Here is a 17,714-nt window from a genome sequence, read left to right as displayed (position 1 = left end):
GAATCATAACGTATACATTTATTGTTGTTGCGGTAATTAAGGCTTCATATTTACTGTAATGACCATATACGAGTCCTGAATACGTTTTGCATAAGGAAGGAGTCATGGCGAAGATCCAGGCCAGAAATGTTGACGATGCGCTGTTTGCACGCATTGAGCAGTCAGCGATGAAAAATGAACGCTCGATGGAGGGGGAGATCCGCCTGGCACTTGCCGCGGCTTATCCGCCTCCCGAGCAGATTGCCCGCCGGCTTTCTCTACGGGAATCCTGGCTGAAGGAAACCGGACAACGGTTTCTCACCCTGCTGGAAAAACTTCAGGCGGACAATTATTTCCAGGAGTACTCCCGTGACAACCGGACCGGGGTGCCGGAGCTGGTCCGGGCTGCTCGTCTCCTGCAAGTCTCTCCGGGGCTGCTTATGGATATCAGCGAGGGACGTCAGGAGCTGTCTGTCGCACTGGCAGAGACCATCGCCGTGCGCTTTGATGCCAGTGCCGACTGGTTGCTGACAGGCTGTGGCAGACCTTTCCCGGTTCGCTCTCTCGGCGATAACTACCACGACTTCTTCCTGCCGCAGGAGGACATGACAGGCTGGCGCTTTGATCTGATGCGGATCTGCGGCGGGCGCCATGATGCCTCCCTGCTGTGTCTGCGTCAGTCACCGGACGGCCATTTTTCCCTGGGGGCTGTCAGTGCCGAGTTTGTACTGGGGGACGGCATGGGCGGAACCGGAAGAGGTAAACTGCAGGACTTCCTCATTTTTATCAAAACATCGTGTTCATCACTGCGTCTCGACGCCTATGAGTTTGAGGATGGTGAGGGACTGGAAAGCGGCTGGGACGCCGCCGGGCAACATCATCCGGTCTGGTTCCAGCGCCTCATACGCCGTTCCCCGTCTCGCTGGCTAATCGATATGCTCCGTGGTGAAAGCCCGGCCTGGATGACCGATTTCGGTTATGAGCTGAAAGAAATCGCGGCCATTCCGTTTCCCGGAACCGTGCCAGACAAAGGAGAAACGGTATGACCAATGTACAGGCAGATATTCAGGTTGATGCCGGGAACAATGCCTGGCTGCTGACGCTTCCTGAGGTCCGCATCGAAGGGGAGTTATTTGAGGAGTGTACTGTCGTCGCCCTCCGGACTCTGAAAGATTCCTGGTACCACCCTGACGGGGAGAATTATTCCGGTCCCCGTACGCTGGCCGGCCGCGAATGTCAGATAAGCCTTTTCTGGAATGGCGGCGGATGGGGGAAGGAGCAGACGTTTGTTGCCCGCTATACGTCAGATCTCTGGGATCGCACCCCGGAACTGGATCTCACTGGACCGGATTTCAAACTTGAAAAGGTAATAAGGGGGCGAGGTGTTGGCTCATGGGTCATGCAGCAGCTTATCTGCTGGGCAAGAACTCTGCCGGCAGAGACTCCAGTCAAGAGTATATGGATTTCCCCTAACGATGAAGTAAATCCGGAAAACATGACAAGGCGGGACAGCCTGTGGCACGGAGTTGGTTTTCGTTTCCGGGAAGGTGGGCGACAGTCTCTGCCATTGCGTGTGAGTGACCTTCAGCTGCCTAAAGGTCGTCACTCGCCCCTGACGGCCGTCCCTGTAGATAAGGGGGTGGGCGAGCTGGTCTGTGTCAGAAATGAGCAAAACCGGGAGCTTAAGAGACTGAAAGAGATTAGGTTACACCAGGCAGAACGTATTAAGTTTCTGACAGAACGACAGTGGGATGTGCTGCTGATTAAAGGCGTTTGTGCGGTTATCCTGTCACCCATCTGGATACCTTGCTGGTTATTCGAGAGATTATCAGGACGAAATATACATGGCTGAAGGCTTTTCTGAATGGTTGCCGGTGATCTCAACTCTGGCGGGGGGGGTACTGGCCTTCGGGGCTGCACTTGTGGTGAATAAGGTAAATCATCGTTATGCACTTGAGCGTGAAGCCCGGGCTGCTGCAGAGCGGCAACGCCATGAGATGAAAGTTGCCCAGGATAAGCTTGAAAGGGAACGATATTTTATTTCCACTGAGCTTATTTTTCAGCTTGAACGCTTTGGGGAGGACTGCGTAGCGGCTGCCTGTGATTATGGTGAAAAGGAGGATGAAAGCGGCATCGCTTCGGCTGACAGCGAAATACCCTCTATCAGTTTCTCAGCTATTACGGGGGACTGGAGGGCTCTTCCGCCACCCCTTATGTTCCGTATTCGTGAACTGGACGTACAACTGGCAGAATCGCGTAACGCCCTCAGTATCGAGCGTGAAAATGATGCAGAACCTCATTTGACCGAGTTTTTTTTCTGGCGTCGTCGTTATGCAACCAGACTGGGAATTAAGGCTTTTCTGTTGGCGGCAAAACTAAGAAAACTTAACGGTATGCCTGAAATGAAAGGTACCAGAAGTGACTGGTTTGCACCACGAAACTTGTGGAAGCAGTACTGCGAACAAAGAGAAATCCTTCGTCACCGTAATCAAAGTGGGCTAGTGCTTGCCGTATGCATAATTGCGAAAATACATGAAAAAAATGAGAAGGACATGACTTAGCATTTTGTCCTGCTCCACCGATAGAGAATAAAGACTTATGACGGGCCTCATTAACCAGCCTCAACATTATTCAGCACCACATTTGCCGGTGTCCATCGATTACCCTGCCGCCCTCGCCCTGCGCCAGATGGCACTCATTCAGGATGAGCTACCTAAATACCTGCTGGCGCCGGAAGTCAGCGCCCTGCTCCATTATGTGCCCGATTTGCACCGCAAGATGCTGCTGGCAACCCTCTGGAACACCGGCGCGCGTATCAACGAGGCGCTGGCGCTGACCCGGGGGGATTTTTCGCTGGCGCCGCCGTATCCGTTCGTACAGCTGGCCACGCTCAAGCAGCGCACCGAGAAAGCGGCCAGGACGGCAGGTCGTGCCCCCACAGGCAGTCAGATCCATCGTCTGGTTCCGCTTTCCGATCACCACTACGTCAGCCAGCTGCAGATGATGGTGGCCACCCTGAAAATTCCGCTGGAAAGACGTAACAAGCGCACCGGCAGAATGGAGAAAGCGCGTATCTGGGAGATCACAGACCGAACCGTCCGCACCTGGCTTAGTGAAGCGGTGGAGGCCGCAGCGGCCGACGGGGTGACGTTCTCAGTCCCGGTGACCCCCCATACGTTCCGTCACTCCTACGCGATGCACATGCTGTACGCCGGCATACCACTGAAGGTTTTGCAAAGCCTGATGGGCCACAAATCGATTAGCTCCACGGAAGTCTATACAAAGGTGTTTGCGCTCGATGTCGCGGCACGGCACCGGGTGCAGTTCCAGATGCCAGGCGATGAGGCGGTGGCGCTGCTAAAGGGAAATAGCAGTTAACCTCTGCCAGAGCTGTCACCTCCCTGCACAGGCTGGCGTATTTTCCAAGTTCGCAGGGATAGTTCCAGTTGCTTGGACGTCGTCGTGATACGACGCTCACGTCACAAAGCACAGGATGCTCCTGGGCTGGCAGAGGTAATTATGATGAACAATCCTATGACACTGAATGAACTCGTCACCGTAACCGAACAGGCCAGAGACAGTTACCGGCGGCGTGGCACCGCGTTATCCAAAGCGCTCTATGAATTCTGGTATGTGCTTTTGGGTGTGGAAGCGTTTGACCAACAGAAACTGAAGATCAAAAGTCCGGTAGCGTTGGTAGAAATGTATCGCCTGGCAATTAATGCTCCCTAGTTCTGTTCAGGTGCAAACAGAGCCGCTAAAGCGGCATTTATGGCATTGGACAGAATCACCTGAATGTCTAACTGCGCAGGGAATTTTACGAGGGAAGAAAAAAGGCTGCTGACGCGGCCAACCAGATCATGGATGATTTTTTTTCATCATATCCAGTAATCCCGGATTCGTGAACCACTGACGCGCTTCTTCATAGTTACCTTGGTCTATAGCTGCAATGACGTTAGCCAGCGCACTCATGACGCTATCACGGGATAAGGTCCCGTTCTTTTAACCATCAAGAGCGGCGTTGAGAAGGTTATCCATACTAGCATGGTCAGCTTTGGTGAGGGATGAAAATATTATGCTATTGACGGTGGCGTCAATTTAGTGTAGATTTTTCTGCAAGTACACCCGCCACGCCTAGTCTTTCGAGATGCGCATTATGGCGGGTTTTTTTTTGCCTCATTCCCTCAGGAAAGGATGCAATGGCCGCACAACCCCAAAACAGAACTCGCCTATATCAGAAATCTACACAACCTATTCCGGATCTTATAGCCAAACTTCAGCAACGTGGACTCATCATTAATGATATGTCTGCGGCAACAACAGCTCTTACCTTTATTGGCTACTTTAGATTACGTGGCTATTGTCTTCCTTATTATCAAATGACTCAGAAAAAAAAACCAAAGCCACTAGAGCCAAAGATTTTCATTCCCGGGACGACATTAGAGGATGTAATTTCACTGTATGAGTTTGACAGAAAGTTAAGATTGATTGTATTGGAACAAATCCAGAAGGTTGAAATTGGATTACGAACTTGCCTGTCGGAATACATGAGCGAAAAATATGGCTGTCATTGGTTTATGAATCTAACAGCTATGAGTAAAGATTATGATTATGAAGGATTTTCAGGCCAGATAAGAGATGCCAAAGAAGTATTCATAGACCATTACAAACAAAAATATGAACATCCCGTACATCCTCCATCATGGATGATTACCGAAACTTTAAGCTTTGGTGCTTGGTCGCGTATGTATAAAAACTTACACCATTTTGATCAAAAACAAATTGCTGCTAAGTTTAATATTCAAAATGCTGATGTTATGGCTTCATGGTTCCATACTTTATGCCATTTTCGTAATTTGTCAGCACACCATAATCGAATTTGGAACAGATCATTTAAAGCCTTTCCTCCGGCAAAACTGAATAGTCTTTCCCATCATATGACTAACCCACAGACTCTATATAGTCGTCTTGTCGTTCTGAAATATCTGTCTGATCAGGTGTCGTGGTCAGATGGACTTAAGCAACAAATTCATGAGATTATGCATACTAAGCCTATCTGTGTCACATTTGAAAAAATGGGCTTTATTCCGGGCTGGGATAAAGACCCTTTATGGTCAAGAGCTGTGAACCAACCACCACAACTTTAGACTGTTTGCCAACAATGGACTGAATAACCTTTATGTCTTAGTAACTGTCAAATTAACCCAGAGTCGGAAACTGGCCTGCGGTGCTGGCAACCAGTGTGTAGCGATCAGTCCGGACACATCGCCCGGAGCGGGGGAAAATTTGTTCACAATATGTGGTGTGGTCGCGGTGTGCGCTCATAGACCGTGTGCAAATTGTGGTAGCCAGGATTATTAGTATTTCCGAGTGCGTATACGAGGCGAACTCTACGCCGTATAGAGTTCGCCTCGTTTCATTTGATTCAGAGACACTGGTATCCGATATGTAATCGCTTGCCTAGTCGAATTGCAGCACTGGGTAGGGTTACCTGAGTGTCCAACATCGAAGGGATATCTTTATCTCTTTGAATACTTACCGCACAAGGCACTAAGTTTATCTGAAGTCTGACTGGGGTTCAGTCGAAGCGACTTGAGCTACAGAGCACAGCATATTCTTTCGCAACATGAAGCACATACGATGTCATTGCATCCTCAAGAGGCTTATAATCACAACTCATGTTAGCAATGCCCGTTGCAACCCATGGTAGAATGTTGGTATTCACAGATGTTCTTAGCAGACATGACAGCTCGGATGGCACTATAATGAATAAAACCTTAGCAGAAAGATTTGAAGAACTTGAACGTGACTACCATTCCGTTGTCTCGACAAAATATATAGGAAAAAACGTGTTCAGTCATAGAAATCAAGAATTTATTGATTCAGCTAAAGGTAATAACTGGATTGCGAGAGCAAAAAAATTACTTGAAGACAGCTATGGAAAGAATTCTGATTACTACAATGATTTTAATGATACAAAAAAAATCTCTTGGTCTAGTAATTATCAGAGTCTGGTGAGTCATTACAAACCTATTTTTGATGCAGCCAGAGAAGATTTGGTGAATTGTGCTATTGTTCAGACTAATACAACTGAAAGTTCCGAGCTGGAATGGATTATAAATATTCTTGAGCGATTCCCTGCATTCTGTCGTCAGTTAAAAGAACGGCACGACGGTAGGACAACACTTTTAATTAACGATGAATACGACGTACAGGATCTGGTTCATGCACTTCTGACGCTGCATTTTGATGATATCAGAGAGGAAGAAGCTTCGCCCAGTTGCGCGGGATCATCATCCAGACAGGACTTTCTTCTGAAGAAGGAGAGAATAGTTATAGAGGTGAAAAAAACCCGACAATCTCTTGGCGCACGTAAAATAGGCGAGGAGCTGATTATAGATATGGCACGTTACCGAGCACATCCTGACTGCGATACGCTGATCTGTTTTGTGTATGACCCTGACGGCTGGGTTAAAAACCCAAAAGGACTCATAAGCGATCTTGAGCGGTGTGATACAGAAGGAAAGACCAAAGTAGTGATAGCGCAGTTTTGATTTCCCAGTGAACCACATAGACAGAATGACCTGTATGTTAAATTCTGTCCACGGATATGATCGCGCCAGCAGTGCTCGCCGCAGCCGAGCGACAGGGCGAAGCCCCGAGTGAGCGAGGAAGCACCAGGGAAAAATACTTGATATATTCTGCTGACGCTCAATGCCTAAAAAATTTCCTTACGTAGGGGTTATCCACTTATCCACCGAGTTATTTTTATAAGATCTTTTTTAATAGTTGTTAGATCTTTGTTTTTAGAATCCCCGCAGGCTTTTATGCATGCGGGTTCCAGAGGGGGATCTGTGACAAACTGCCCTTTCAGTGTGACAAATCACCCTCAAATAGCCGCCCTTTCTGTGACAAATTACCCTTAACCCTGTGACAAATTGCCCTCAGAAGGTGTTGCTTTTTACAAAGTTATCCATCCCTGTTGACTCTGTTTTATGAAGTGTGACAATCTTAAAACCTGTCACACTTCACATGGACCTGTCATGGCGGAAATATCGGTTATAAACCATAAAAAACGTAAAAATAGCCCGCGGATTGTCCAGTCAAATGAGCTGACTGAGGCCGCATATAGTCTCTCCAGGGATCAAAAGCGTATGCTGTATCTGTTCGTTGACCAGATCAGAAAATCCGACGGCTCCCTGCAGGAACATGACGGCATCTGCGAAATTCACGTTGCTAAATACGCTGAAACATTCGGGCTGACCTCCGCTGAAGCCAGTAAGGATATACGACAGGCTTTAAAAGGTTTTGCGGGTAAGGAAGTGGTTTTCTATCGCCCTGAAGAGGATGCCGGCGATGAAAAAGGGTATGAATCCTTCCCCTGGTTTATCAAACGTGCGCACAGTCCATCCAGAGGGCTTTACAGCGTACATATCAACCCATATCTCATTCCCTTCTTCATCGGGCTACAGAACCGGTTTACGCAGTTCCGGCTCAGTGAAACAAAAGAGATTACCAATCCCTATGCCATGCGTTTATACGAATCCCTGTGTCAGTACCGTAAACCTGATGGCTCAGGTGTCGTGTCCCTGAAAATCGACTGGATCATGGAGCGCTACCAGCTACCTCAAAGTTACCAGCGTATGCCGGATTTTCGCCGCCGTTTTCTGCAGGCAAGTGTTGATGAGATCAATAGCCGGACACCAATGCGCCTCTCTTACATCGAGAAAAAGAAAGGCCGCCAGACGACTCATATCGTATTTTCCTTCCGTGATATTACCTCGATGACAACAGAATAGTTTGAGGGTTATCTGTCACAGATTTGAGGGTAGTTCGTCACAGAAAGGGCGGCTATTTGAGGGTGATTTGTCACAGTTTTGCTGTTACCTCCCTGGCTGCCTGCGCTTATTCATAGTTTTTTGGCTGTAACCGGTAGGTAAACCAAATTTGAGGGCAACTTGTCACAATACATGAGGGCACTTTGTCACAGTTAAATGAGTGCAGTTTGTCACAGTTGACTCCCCCTCTTCCCGATAGTCATGTGACCTGAAGGGGGGCGAGTTCGTTATAATTGATGAAGGCAGATTGTCACACTTGTTACCCTGAACAGGCTGCCCATACTTGTGGTATTTCCTTCAGACTTGGCCGTCCACAAAGTTGACCTGTTTCCCACAGAGGATGGAAACCTATTCTTGTACTGAGCGTAAGAGCTATCTGCCGGAACGGTGCCTCTTCGCTTCCTCGCCTGTTCGCTCGCTACGCTTGGTCACATGGCTGCGGCGAGCGCTGATAAATAAGGCTCAGCATACACTGGGTTCGTCTGACAGGGAACGTGGCAGGCAGAGTCTGAAACGTATACCACCCTCCCCCACCAGTTTACGCTTATGGTTAGGCAGGCAGTGCCTGGAGGTGGGGTTACTAACGGAATTATGCCAGATCCTCTTCTGTCAGACCGGTCATTTTCATTGCGGTATTGCGGACAATACTGTTCTGGGCATGGTTCGGGCTATTTTCAGAGTCGCTCCGCGCTCAATATTATTAATGGCCGTCCTATCTTGCAAGACGGATGCCTTTCTCAAACCCTTTTTAACTAGTTATTGCGTGATGATCATAGCTGCAGCTGCGTTTGCGCTACTGTGATTGAGTAACCGCCCGTCGGGTTTCTCCACCCCCCCTATTGAGAGCAAAATCAAAACAATCTGATTTTTTTTCTTGCAACATGATGCTTTTTGTTCAAAATGACAAAAAACGTCATGAGGTGATATATGGACAATATTGACCAGTTACGAAAAGTCGCTACACGTGCAGGCAAGCTTCTGACATCTTTGAGCGAGAGTATCCGCCAGCAAAAAGAGGAATTGAAGCTTACCGAGTTCTATCAGGAATACAGCAAAGCCGCACTCTATAAGCTGCCAAAACTCAGTAAAGGTAGTGTTGAGTATGCTGTGGCCGAAATGGAAGCCGGTGGCTACATTTTCAAAAAGAAACCTTCTGGCAATACCATGAAATACGCGATGACGATTCAGAATGTCATCGATCTGTATAACCATCGTAAAGTACCCAAGTACAGGGATCGCTTCGATAAAGCCTTTACGATTTTTGTATGTAATCTTAAAGGTGGTGGTTCCAAGACAGTTTCTACCGCTTCATTATCACATGCTTTTCGAGCTCATCCTCAGCTTCTGTTCGAAGACCTGCGTATTCTGGCCATCGATTTCGATCCGCAGGCATCTCTGACAATGTTCCTGAGCCATGAGAATTCAGTGGGCCTGGTTGAAAATACGGCTGCTCAGGCCATGCTCCAGAACGTGTCTCGTGAAGAATTACTTTCCGATTTTATAGTACCGTCTATTATCCCTGGTGTTGATGTAATCCCTGCTTCCATTGACGATGCATTCCTTGCTGAAGGCTGGAAGGGATTGTGTGAAGAACATCTCCCAGGGAAAAATATTCATGCTGTGCTTAAAGAGAACATTATCGATAAGCTCCAGCATGACTACGACTTTATTTTCCTTGATAGTGGTCCGCACCTTGATGCGTTCCTGAAAAACTGCATTGGGGCGGCAGACCTGATGTTGACCCCTCTTCCACCGGCTACGGTTGATTTTCATTCTTCCCTGAAGTTTGTGGCCAGCCTCCCTGCCCTCATAGATTCCATCGAAATGGATGGGCACACCTGCAATCTCATCGGTAATGTCGGCTTCATGTCCAAGATCCTGAACAAGTCTGATCACAAAATTTGCCATAGTCAGGCCAAAGAGGTTTTCGGTGCCGATATGCTAGACATGGTTCTGCCGAGACTGGATGGTTTCGAACGCTGTGGGGAGACTTTTGACACAGTTATTTCAGCAAATCCAGCAACCTATGATGGAAGTACAGAGGCACTAAAAAGCGCAAAATCAGCAGCGGAAGACTTTGCGAAGGCAGTCTTTGATCGCATCGAGTTCATTCGTACTAACGGAGGTATGTGATGTCGAATGAGAAAAGAAAAACCATCGGCAGACAGTTAAATACCCAGGCGTCAATGGTGGAAATGACGGACACCGGTAGAAGCCAGGTATTTACCTTAAAAACCGGCAGGAAGGTAACGTTCAGGTTTGTTCGGGTGCCTGCATCTGAAGTTGAAAGTAAGACCTTCGTAAACCAGGAAAACAACGGAAGAGATCAACTTGCACTGACCAGGGAGTCCCTGAAATCCATTATCCAGACGATTAAGTTTCAGCAGTTCTTTCCCTGTATTGGTATTAAGCAAAGTGAAAGGATTGAGATACTGGATGGTTCAAGACGGCGAGCCTCAGCAATTTTTGTCCGTACAGGACTTGATGTAATGGTTACTGAAGAACATTTATCAGCTGATGAAGCTCGCCAACTGGCTAAAGATATCCAGACAGCTAAAGAACATAATCTTCGGGAGATTGGCCTGAGATTGATCGCTATTAAAGAGTCCGGATTTAATCAAAAGGAAATTGCTGAACTGGAGGGGTTATCTCAGGCTAAAGTTACCAGGGCGCTGCAGGCGGCGGCCGTACCGCAAGACTTGATTTCTCTGTTCCCGGTTCAATCGGAGCTATCGTTTAGTGACTATAAACTTCTTTTAGACGTTAATGAAAAACTCAGTGAAAAGGGATTAACGCCTGAAGAACTCATTCAGTCTGTATCAGCTCAGCTCGATGCAATTTTGAGTGATGGCGAGCGACCAGAAGACGAACAGAAAGCCAGTATTCTGAAGCTGATTTCTCAGGCATCTCAGGCATTGATAGATCCATCTCCCAAGGAAAAGTCAGTGGTCTCTCCACTCTGGTCTTTTGAGGAAAAGGACAAGTTCGCGCGTAAGCGTGTGAAAGGGCGCACGCTGACTTATGAGTTTAGCCGTATGTCAAAAGTGATTCAGGATGAACTGGACAAGGCTATCAACGAGGTCCTTGACAGAAATTTGAGTCAATAATTTCGCCATGGCGATTTCACATCTAACTTATTGTAATTAGGGAGTTTAGGCTGATAATTTCAAGGTGAAATCGCCAAAGTTTCACGCCAGTTTCGCTGCTGGAATATCTGACCATCGTGTCGTATAAGCAGGAGAAAGCATCTCCCGTTTCATCTGCCATTCCGGGGCAATACCCCGCCCCGCAAACCATACTTTACCCAGCCCTGAGTTGTTGATCCCGTCCAGAACCCTCATCAGCTCAGCACTGTGAGGGCGTGGCGGGCGTTCGTCGAACAGCTGCAGCTGCGAAACGCCGGAGCCGGTGAAGTCATTCAGCATAACTCCGGCTTTGGCATACCGGTGCCCATCCCTCCAGATACGCTCCAGAGCCATTGTGGCGGCTGCAATGATGTCCCTGGTGTCCTGAGTGGGTGTAAGCAGTTTTTCCGTAGCCACGTTGCCGTAGTAAGGCTCTTTAATGGCGAACGGAGACGTTTTGATGAAAACGGAAATATGCCGGCAATACTGGTGCTCTTTACGCAGTTTTTCAGAGGCCCGCTCTGCGTACTGACAAACAGCCTGGCGGAGCGAATCGTACTCCGTGATTTTCTCTCCAAAACTGCGGCTGCAGACAATCTGCTGTTTCGTTGGTGGGGCTTCCTCAAGCGACATGCAGCTTTCCCCGTTCAGTTCGCGTACTGTTCGCTCGAGAACGACGGAGAAATTTTTCCGGATGAAGGCCAGGTTCGTCAGGGCCAGATCGAGCGCGGTCCTGATACCCAGTACATGGAGCTTGCGTGCAATACGGTTTCCCACGCCCCAGATCTCTTCGACCGGCTGCAGTGAAAGCTGTTTCCGCGTTCGCTGAGGATTCCCCCGGGTCAGTGCGAGCACACCACGGAACTGTTTCCACTCTTTTGAGGCCCACTGGGCTGATTTTGCGAGGGTTTTCGTTGGCCCGGCGCCCACGCCAATGGTCAGGCGGGTACAGTCATACACGTGCTGACGCAGCTGCCGGCCGAAGTCCTCAAGCTCCATACAGTGCTCCACGCCGGTCAGGTCAAGGAACATCTCATCAATTGAATACTGTTCCACCCTGGGGGCCAGTTCCTCCAGGCAGTTCATCACGCGCGCCGACATCGAGGCGTAAAGTTCATAATTACTTGAAAACGCATATATTTTTTCCGGGTATCTTTCGTTTTTTATCTGAAACCACGGAGTTCCCATTTTGATCCAGGGCTTCGCCTCGGCACTGCGAGCGATTACGTTCCCGTCGTTGTTGCTCAGGACGACTATCGGCTTTCCTTTCAAATCCGGGCGGAAAACACGTTCACAGCTGGCATAGAAGCTGTTCACATCGGCCAGGGCAAACATCAGTACATCTCCCTCGGGCGGTGGATGATATGCGTGACGACGCCAAAGATATCCAGCTCGTCGGGATCAGGATAAATCGGCGACCAGGAGGCATTCATGGGCTGCAGCGTCAGTCGAGGCGTCAGCAGAAGCCGTTTAACCGTAAACTCCCCCTGTACGCTGGCGACAACGATATCGCCGTGCCGCGGCTTTTCAGCACTGTCCACAACCAGCAGATCGCCATTGTACAGACTGCCGTCGGCCATGCTGTCTCCGCTGGCACGCAGGTAGTACGTCGCGCTCGGATGCCGTATGCAGTAATCATGGAGATCCAGATCGGACTCGACATAGTCAGCAGCTGGGCTGGGAAAACCGCAGCTGGCCAGATCGGCAAACAATGGATGGGCCTGTGGCGGGAGTTCTTTCCCGGTGCTGAAAAGTTGTAGCTTCATCTTTCCTCCTGACACTCTAATTTTACTGGTTATACATACAGTATATTTAACAGCGTGACGATAATCCAGATCGCATGCCTTAAGAACATTTTGAGTAAATAAAGGTGTTCAAAATGCTTAAATTAATCATTTTGATATCTTTATATTGCTCACATTGAGAAATATTACTTTGATTTTTTCATTTTGCTCTTATAATTGGTATCAAAATGAGTGTAATTAACGGAGCATATTGATGAATATTTACTGCGATGATGGTTCAACTAATGTTAAGCTGGCATGGTTTGAAGGAGATGAGCTTCAGACCCGGGTTTCTGCGAACTCCTTCCGGCATGGCTGGAAAGTGGCGGAATTCAGTGCGGCAACGTTCAACTATCAGGTGGGTACGCTGAAATACACCTGGGACAGCGTCAGCCGGGATGCCATCCCGACAACAAACGTGGAATATCAGTACGGTGATCTCAACCTGCTGGCCGTGCATCATGCGCTGCTGAACAGCGGACTGGAGCCGCAGCCGGTGAGCCTGACCGTGACGCTGCCCCTGAGTGAGTATTACGACGGGGACTGCCAGCGGAACGAGGAGAACATACGACGCAAACGGGAAAACCTGATGCGTGAGCTGGTTCTGAATAAGGGCAGGGCATTTACCGTAACGGACGTGAAGGTGATGCCGGAATCACTACCGGCGGCGTTCTCCCGTCTCGCGGAGCTGAAACCCGGCCCCGCTGAGACCACCCTGATTATCGATCTCGGTGGTACCACGCTCGATGCCGGTGTGATTGTCGGCCAGTTTGATGATATCAGTGCGGTGCACGGTAATCCGTCTGTCGGCGTGTCACAGGTCACCCGCGCAGCTGCAGGCGCGCTGCGTGCGGCAGACAGCGAAACCAGCGCCCTCATCGCTGACACTGTCATCCGCAACCGCAGTGATCGTCAGTATCTGCAGCGTGTGATCAACGATGCCGGTAAAATTGACGAGGTTCGGAACAAAATAACAGAGGCAATCACTTCCCTGGGGGCGCGTGTCACCAGTGAGCTGACGGCCTTCAGGAACGTTAACCGGGTATTCCTGGTCGGGGGAGGGGCTTCCCTCATAGAAGAAGCTATCCGTCAGGCCTGGCCTCTGGCTCATGACCGTATCGAGGTTATAGGCGATCCGCAGATGGCGCTGGCCAGGGAGATTGCCCTTTACAATAAAGAGGACTAAACGTGCCGGACGGCCAGTATTCTTTCTATCTGCACAGCGACGATCGCACCGACATCGCGGCGATGGCAACCATCAGCACCATCTCACAGCCCCTGCGCGGTGAGTTCATCCGTACCGCCGCCACCGCCGGGGCGGTGGTATACCAGGTGGATGCCCGTTTACCGGCGCTGATCCCGGTGTTCTTTGCCGGGCAACTGAGCGCTGTCCGCCTTTGCGCCGTGATGGCCCTGGTCTCCGGAACCTGGTCCTCACTCACCGGCCTTCCGGATGAGCCCGAAAATGGTGAGGCAGCTCTGCCCGTGTCACCGGAGACAGAATACCAGCGCCGGCGTTACACCCTGACGCTTCAGAATGGCCGGAGTGGGGAACGGGTGGAAAGTGTGCTGACGGAAGCGTCATCCCGTCTGCGTGGGGATCTGCTGAGAAACCTGATTATCACCGGTCTTGCCCTCCACACGACGGCGCCGGAACTGCCGCGCCTGCTGGCCAGTATGCCGGTACCGCCCACCTCGGTCAGTGAGCTGCAGGCTCTGGTTCAGCAGATGGCCGGCACCGCTGACGTGAACAGGGCTGCAGCTGCAGTACCGGATACGCCGGCAGCATCTGCCGGGGCGGATACCCGGGAAATAAAGAAAAATATGCGGCGTGCATTCGGTGACTAACAGTACGAATCACATCCACTACTATACCGATTTCAAATGACTGACATCCCCAGGGAGGTTCTCATGTCACCAGGATTCAGAAATGTTCTCCGTCTCGCCCGCATTCCCGTCGACAGCAGTGAACCGGTGCGCAGAAAATTTGGCAGCCGGCTGATTGGCATTGTGACGGTATGTCTGCTTCCGCTTCTGGTTTTCGACGTTCCGCAGTGGGTTTTCATTTTGTCGCAGGTCATCTGGGGGGCGGGCGTCTATATTGGCCTGTCACTGGCCGGGGATAAATCCCTGAACCGCTGATATAAACTTTCCGGTTGTTCAAAAAAAGAACAGGCGTGGTGGCGTCTGTTCTCCCGCGCTTCTCCGTCGTTTGCCTTCAGGTTATCCACAATCTTAAGCCCCGGATTTGTGGACAGGTATGCCGGTAATTCCCCGTTCGCCTGGAGTTAACGCAAGCCTGCCGCCCGCTGCCAGTGTCTCGCGTCCGGTCTGGTACGGGACGGGCGGTTTTTCCGCTCCGGCCCGGCGTCGTTGAGAGTGTACGCCAGTCCCTCGCCCTTTTAAGGAACGCCCTTCAAGCCGCTTTCGCGGCATATCCTTGCCGTCCAAAAGACGGACGGCTGCGGTATTCCACGGTCGGCCTGACCCGTGACCGGACGCGATGAACAGGCAGCGTGCGGCAGGGAACGGTATCGCGGTGATGCCTCCTGCCCCCTCAGACTACAGGAGTGCTGCCATGTCCAGATTCATTCTCGGGAACTGTATTGATGTGATGCGCGGATTCCCCGACCGTGCCGTGGACCTTATTGTGACCGATCCGCCTTACCTCGTCGGTTTTAAGGACCGTCAGGGCAGACAGATTGCCGGGGATGTGACGGACGAATGGCTGCAACCGGCCACGCTGGAGATGTACCGCGTCCTTAAAAAAGACGCGCTGATGGTGAGCTTCTACGGCTGGAACCGTGTGGACCGCTTTATGGCCGCGTGGAAGGCGGCAGGATTCTATGCCGTGGGCCAGCTTGTGTTCACCAAAAACTATGCCTCCAACCGTCGTAACGCCAGGGCCCGACGCGGATTTGTGGACTACTGCCATGAAGGGGCTTATGTCCTTGCCAAAGGCCGCCCCGTGCCGCCCCTTAAACCGCTGCCGGATGTGCTGCCCTTCCCGTATACCGGTAATACCCTGCATCCGACGCAGAAACCAGTGGAGGCGCTACAGCCGCTGATTGAGTCATTCAGCGCTCCGGGCGCGATTGTTCTCGACCCGTTTGCCGGAAGCGGTTCGACCTGCGTCGCTGCATACCGTGCCGGACGCCGCTATATCGGCATCGAAATGCTGGCGCAGTACCACCGGGCCGGAACCGAACGACTGGCCGCCATGCACCGGGCCGTAAATACCCCGGCGGCGAACGATGAATGGCTTCCGGAGGCCGCGTAATGAATTACGACGGACACGAAGCCCTGCGCCGCGATATGGCCGGGCTGGCGAACAATCTTTGCGACCTGAAAACCACCCTGAAAGTGCTGGAAGACACGTACCACTACCGGTACGACGGACTGGCGGAACGGCTTGCCGGTATCAGTCTGCGACGTCTCAGCGTCCTGCTGGATGAGGCGTTCAATATTGCACTGATGCTCGATGAAAGCTTTCTGGATTGAGGAGAGAACATGTACGGAACCCGTGAAGATCTTTGCAGGATGCTGAATGAGCAATATCCCGCAGAAGCCCCGCTGAACCTGATTATCTGGACCCCGGCGGATATTGAAGCACTGGCTGACGGGATGGAATATTCCTTTTCAGAACATGACGTAAGGGCAGTACTGGAACGCATGGACACTATACCGGAAGAACAACGGCTTGAGTCGGGCGTGTCAGCCGGCCTGGTGATGGCACTGATAGACCAGGTGAAAGAGAACGGGCAGAGGGTGACTGTGCCGGTTGACCTGCTTGAAACCCTGCTGATTACCGCCGAACAGGCATTGTGGGACAGGGAATGGACCGCACGGGATCGCAATCTCCCGGTGCCGGAAAGCGTAATGCGCCGCCTGGCGGATACAGCAAAAGTGCGGGCATTACTGAAAAGCTGACAGCAGATCGCCCCGCCACGCGGCGGGGTGATATAACCCGGACAGAGACGATAATGATGAAAAAAGAAACCCTTAACGCGCTTATTCTGCGTCACGGCGACCGGATGCTGCGCCAGGCTGGCTGGCCCGACACTGTTGATATGGCGCCCGTCGCCCCCGAAACCGTACCCGGCTGGCTTGCCGCCTGCGGCTCTCTCAGTGGCGTGGAAATCCTCACGCTTACGGAACAGCTTTGTCAGCCGCTGACGTATGGCCGGGCAGCGTTGTTGCTCGCCAGCGCCCGGCGGCTGGCGGGAACCCCGGCTCGTCTGCATCTCTTTCCGGTGCAGGCATATCCGCATCCGGAGCGGCTGGCTGACTGTCAGGTTATCCGCCTGCCTTACGCTCAGGAGTGGCTGACAGCGGCGGAATGTGACGATCTGCTGGCCTTCCTGAAAGCCTCCCTCACGCAGATATCGGAAATCGTCCACCGGGATACGAAGCGCATCGCCGCCGCGCTTACGCCGTCCGTCACTCCCCGTCTGATGGACAGGCGGATCGGTGACTGGCGCTTGCTGGCCGTGGAGTATGATCATGATAATTGCCTGGACGAAGACGAAACCGACAGGCTGGATCAGGTCCTCGATGCCATTCTTATTCGCGATGCGCGATTCTGCCCGGTCCTGCTCACCCTGGTTAACGAGCGGGAGGAAACTATCAGGAGCGCAGGGGTTATCGCTGATCAGCTGCGTTTTACGGACACTCCGGTCCGGCGCTGGTTTGATCGCCGGGTTTTAAGGGAAATGGTGAGAGAGGCCCGCGCCAGCAGAACTCAGGAGTGACAGCCCGGAGCGTCAGGGGAGGGGGACCCTCCCTTGTCAGCCTGCCGGCACAGGAGGTGTGGTGCGATAAGGATGTCGCCGTGCCGGCTCCGCGTCCACCCGGCCCGGTTTCCGGGCCTTTTGGGTGAACACAACCCTCTGTTATCGCCGTGCCGTGTGCTGGCTGTGCCGTGCCTTCACTTTAGCCCGGCAGCCGCAGAGGCTGGAGTTCGCTGGCGCCGCCATCCCCGGATAAGG

19 protein-coding genes and 1 pseudogene are annotated in these 17,714 nt (G+C 51.4%); 18 read left to right on the top strand and 2 right to left on the bottom strand.

The window, feature by feature from the left end:
- Positions 1–104 precede the first annotated feature (104 nt).
- From DR88_RS00375 to DR88_RS00415, 10 genes are all read left to right on the top strand, one after another.
- The gene (locus tag DR88_RS00375) at positions 105–1,025 is read left to right on the top strand and encodes a FitA-like ribbon-helix-helix domain-containing protein (protein WP_004150771.1); all 921 of its coding nucleotides are present in this window, start codon (positions 105–107) and stop codon (positions 1,023–1,025) included.
- Positions 1,022–1,831 carry a hypothetical protein gene (locus DR88_RS0127180; RefSeq protein WP_050511161.1) on the top strand — a complete coding sequence of 270 codons (810 nt, stop codon included), beginning with the start codon at positions 1,022–1,024 and terminating at the stop codon, positions 1,829–1,831. Before DR88_RS00375 ends, DR88_RS0127180 begins: the two co-directional genes overlap by 4 nt.
- Positions 1,824–2,540: a hypothetical protein gene (locus DR88_RS30165; protein WP_025861953.1), complete on the top strand. Its 717-nt coding sequence runs from the start codon at positions 1,824–1,826 to the stop codon at positions 2,538–2,540. Before DR88_RS0127180 ends, DR88_RS30165 begins: the two co-directional genes overlap by 8 nt.
- A 37-nt stretch (positions 2,541–2,577) precedes the next feature.
- Positions 2,578–3,357 carry a site-specific integrase gene (locus DR88_RS00385; protein WP_025861954.1) on the top strand — a complete coding sequence of 260 codons (780 nt, stop codon included), beginning with the start codon at positions 2,578–2,580 and terminating at the stop codon, positions 3,355–3,357.
- A gap of 156 nt (positions 3,358–3,513) precedes the next feature.
- Positions 3,514–3,711: a hypothetical protein gene (locus tag DR88_RS00390; protein ID WP_128972069.1), complete on the top strand. Its 198-nt coding sequence runs from the start codon at positions 3,514–3,516 to the stop codon at positions 3,709–3,711.
- 467 nt (positions 3,712–4,178) lie between these two features.
- A complete protein-coding gene (locus DR88_RS00395) occupies positions 4,179–5,126 on the top strand; it encodes an Abi family protein (protein WP_004150766.1) in 948 nt (315 codons plus the stop codon).
- Positions 5,127–5,741: 615 nt separating this feature from the next.
- Positions 5,742–6,533, top strand: a complete 792-nt coding sequence (locus DR88_RS00400) for a PD-(D/E)XK nuclease domain-containing protein (RefSeq protein ID WP_025861955.1) — start codon at positions 5,742–5,744, stop codon at positions 6,531–6,533.
- A 489-nt stretch (positions 6,534–7,022) separates the two neighbouring features.
- Positions 7,023–7,778, top strand: coding sequence for a replication initiation protein RepE (repE, locus tag DR88_RS00405; RefSeq protein WP_025861956.1), 756 nt, complete (start codon positions 7,023–7,025; stop codon positions 7,776–7,778).
- Positions 7,779–8,744: 966 nt separating this feature from the next.
- Positions 8,745–9,950, top strand: coding sequence for an AAA family ATPase (locus tag DR88_RS00410; protein ID WP_001568033.1), 1,206 nt, complete (start codon positions 8,745–8,747; stop codon positions 9,948–9,950).
- Entirely contained in the window at positions 9,950–10,924 is a 975-nt protein-coding gene (locus tag DR88_RS00415; protein ID WP_004150761.1) for a ParB family protein, read from the top strand. Before DR88_RS00410 ends, DR88_RS00415 begins: the two co-directional genes overlap by 1 nt.
- 81 nt (positions 10,925–11,005) lie before the next feature.
- On the opposite strand, the gene DR88_RS0127175 is transcribed toward DR88_RS00415, so the two are convergent.
- Both DR88_RS0127175 and umuD read right to left on the bottom strand, forming a co-directional pair.
- Positions 11,006–12,277 (bottom strand): Y-family DNA polymerase, encoded by a 1,272-nt coding sequence (locus tag DR88_RS0127175; RefSeq protein ID WP_004150760.1) that lies wholly within the window; start codon positions 12,275–12,277, stop codon positions 11,006–11,008.
- The gene (gene umuD / locus DR88_RS00420; RefSeq protein ID WP_001568036.1) at positions 12,277–12,708 is read right to left on the bottom strand and encodes a translesion error-prone DNA polymerase V autoproteolytic subunit; all 432 of its coding nucleotides are present in this window, start codon (positions 12,706–12,708) and stop codon (positions 12,277–12,279) included. Before umuD ends, DR88_RS0127175 begins: the two co-directional genes overlap by 1 nt.
- Before the next feature lie 232 nt (positions 12,709–12,940).
- Between umuD and parM the strand changes: the two genes are divergently transcribed.
- The 8 genes and pseudogenes from parM (at position 12,941) to DR88_RS00455 (ending at position 17,477) form a co-directional block, all read left to right on the top strand.
- Positions 12,941–13,912: a plasmid segregation protein ParM domain-containing protein gene (parM, locus tag DR88_RS00425; protein WP_004150759.1), complete on the top strand. Its 972-nt coding sequence runs from the start codon at positions 12,941–12,943 to the stop codon at positions 13,910–13,912.
- A 2-nt stretch (positions 13,913–13,914) separates the two neighbouring features.
- Positions 13,915–14,574: a plasmid partitioning/stability family protein gene (locus tag DR88_RS00430; RefSeq protein WP_025861958.1), complete on the top strand. Its 660-nt coding sequence runs from the start codon at positions 13,915–13,917 to the stop codon at positions 14,572–14,574.
- Between the two features lie 63 nt (positions 14,575–14,637).
- Positions 14,638–14,868, top strand: a complete 231-nt coding sequence (locus DR88_RS00435) for a hypothetical protein (protein ID WP_001568040.1) — start codon at positions 14,638–14,640, stop codon at positions 14,866–14,868.
- Between the two features lie 195 nt (positions 14,869–15,063).
- Positions 15,064–15,233: pseudogene (locus DR88_RS31600) on the top strand (hypothetical protein); the annotation flags it as partial.
- 71 nt (positions 15,234–15,304) lie between these two features.
- The gene (locus DR88_RS00440; RefSeq protein ID WP_001568041.1) at positions 15,305–16,006 is read left to right on the top strand and encodes a DNA methylase; all 702 of its coding nucleotides are present in this window, start codon (positions 15,305–15,307) and stop codon (positions 16,004–16,006) included.
- Positions 16,006–16,227, top strand: coding sequence for a YubE family protein (locus tag DR88_RS00445; protein ID WP_025861959.1), 222 nt, complete (start codon positions 16,006–16,008; stop codon positions 16,225–16,227). The genes DR88_RS00440 and DR88_RS00445 overlap by 1 nt, the downstream gene beginning before the upstream one ends.
- A gap of 9 nt (positions 16,228–16,236) precedes the next feature.
- Positions 16,237–16,656 carry a DUF1380 family protein gene (locus DR88_RS00450; RefSeq protein WP_025861960.1) on the top strand — a complete coding sequence of 140 codons (420 nt, stop codon included), beginning with the start codon at positions 16,237–16,239 and terminating at the stop codon, positions 16,654–16,656.
- A gap of 53 nt (positions 16,657–16,709) precedes the next feature.
- Entirely contained in the window at positions 16,710–17,477 is a 768-nt protein-coding gene (locus DR88_RS00455; RefSeq protein ID WP_025861961.1) for a YubG family protein, read from the top strand.
- The last annotated feature ends 237 nt before the right edge of the window (positions 17,478–17,714 follow it).

Origin of the sequence: Klebsiella pneumoniae (genome assembly GCF_000742135.1) — a bacterium.
Classification (GTDB): Bacteria; Pseudomonadota; Gammaproteobacteria; order Enterobacterales; family Enterobacteriaceae; genus Klebsiella; species Klebsiella pneumoniae.
Note: the sequence above shows the minus strand (reverse complement) of the source record. Positions and strands in the feature narration are given on the sequence as shown.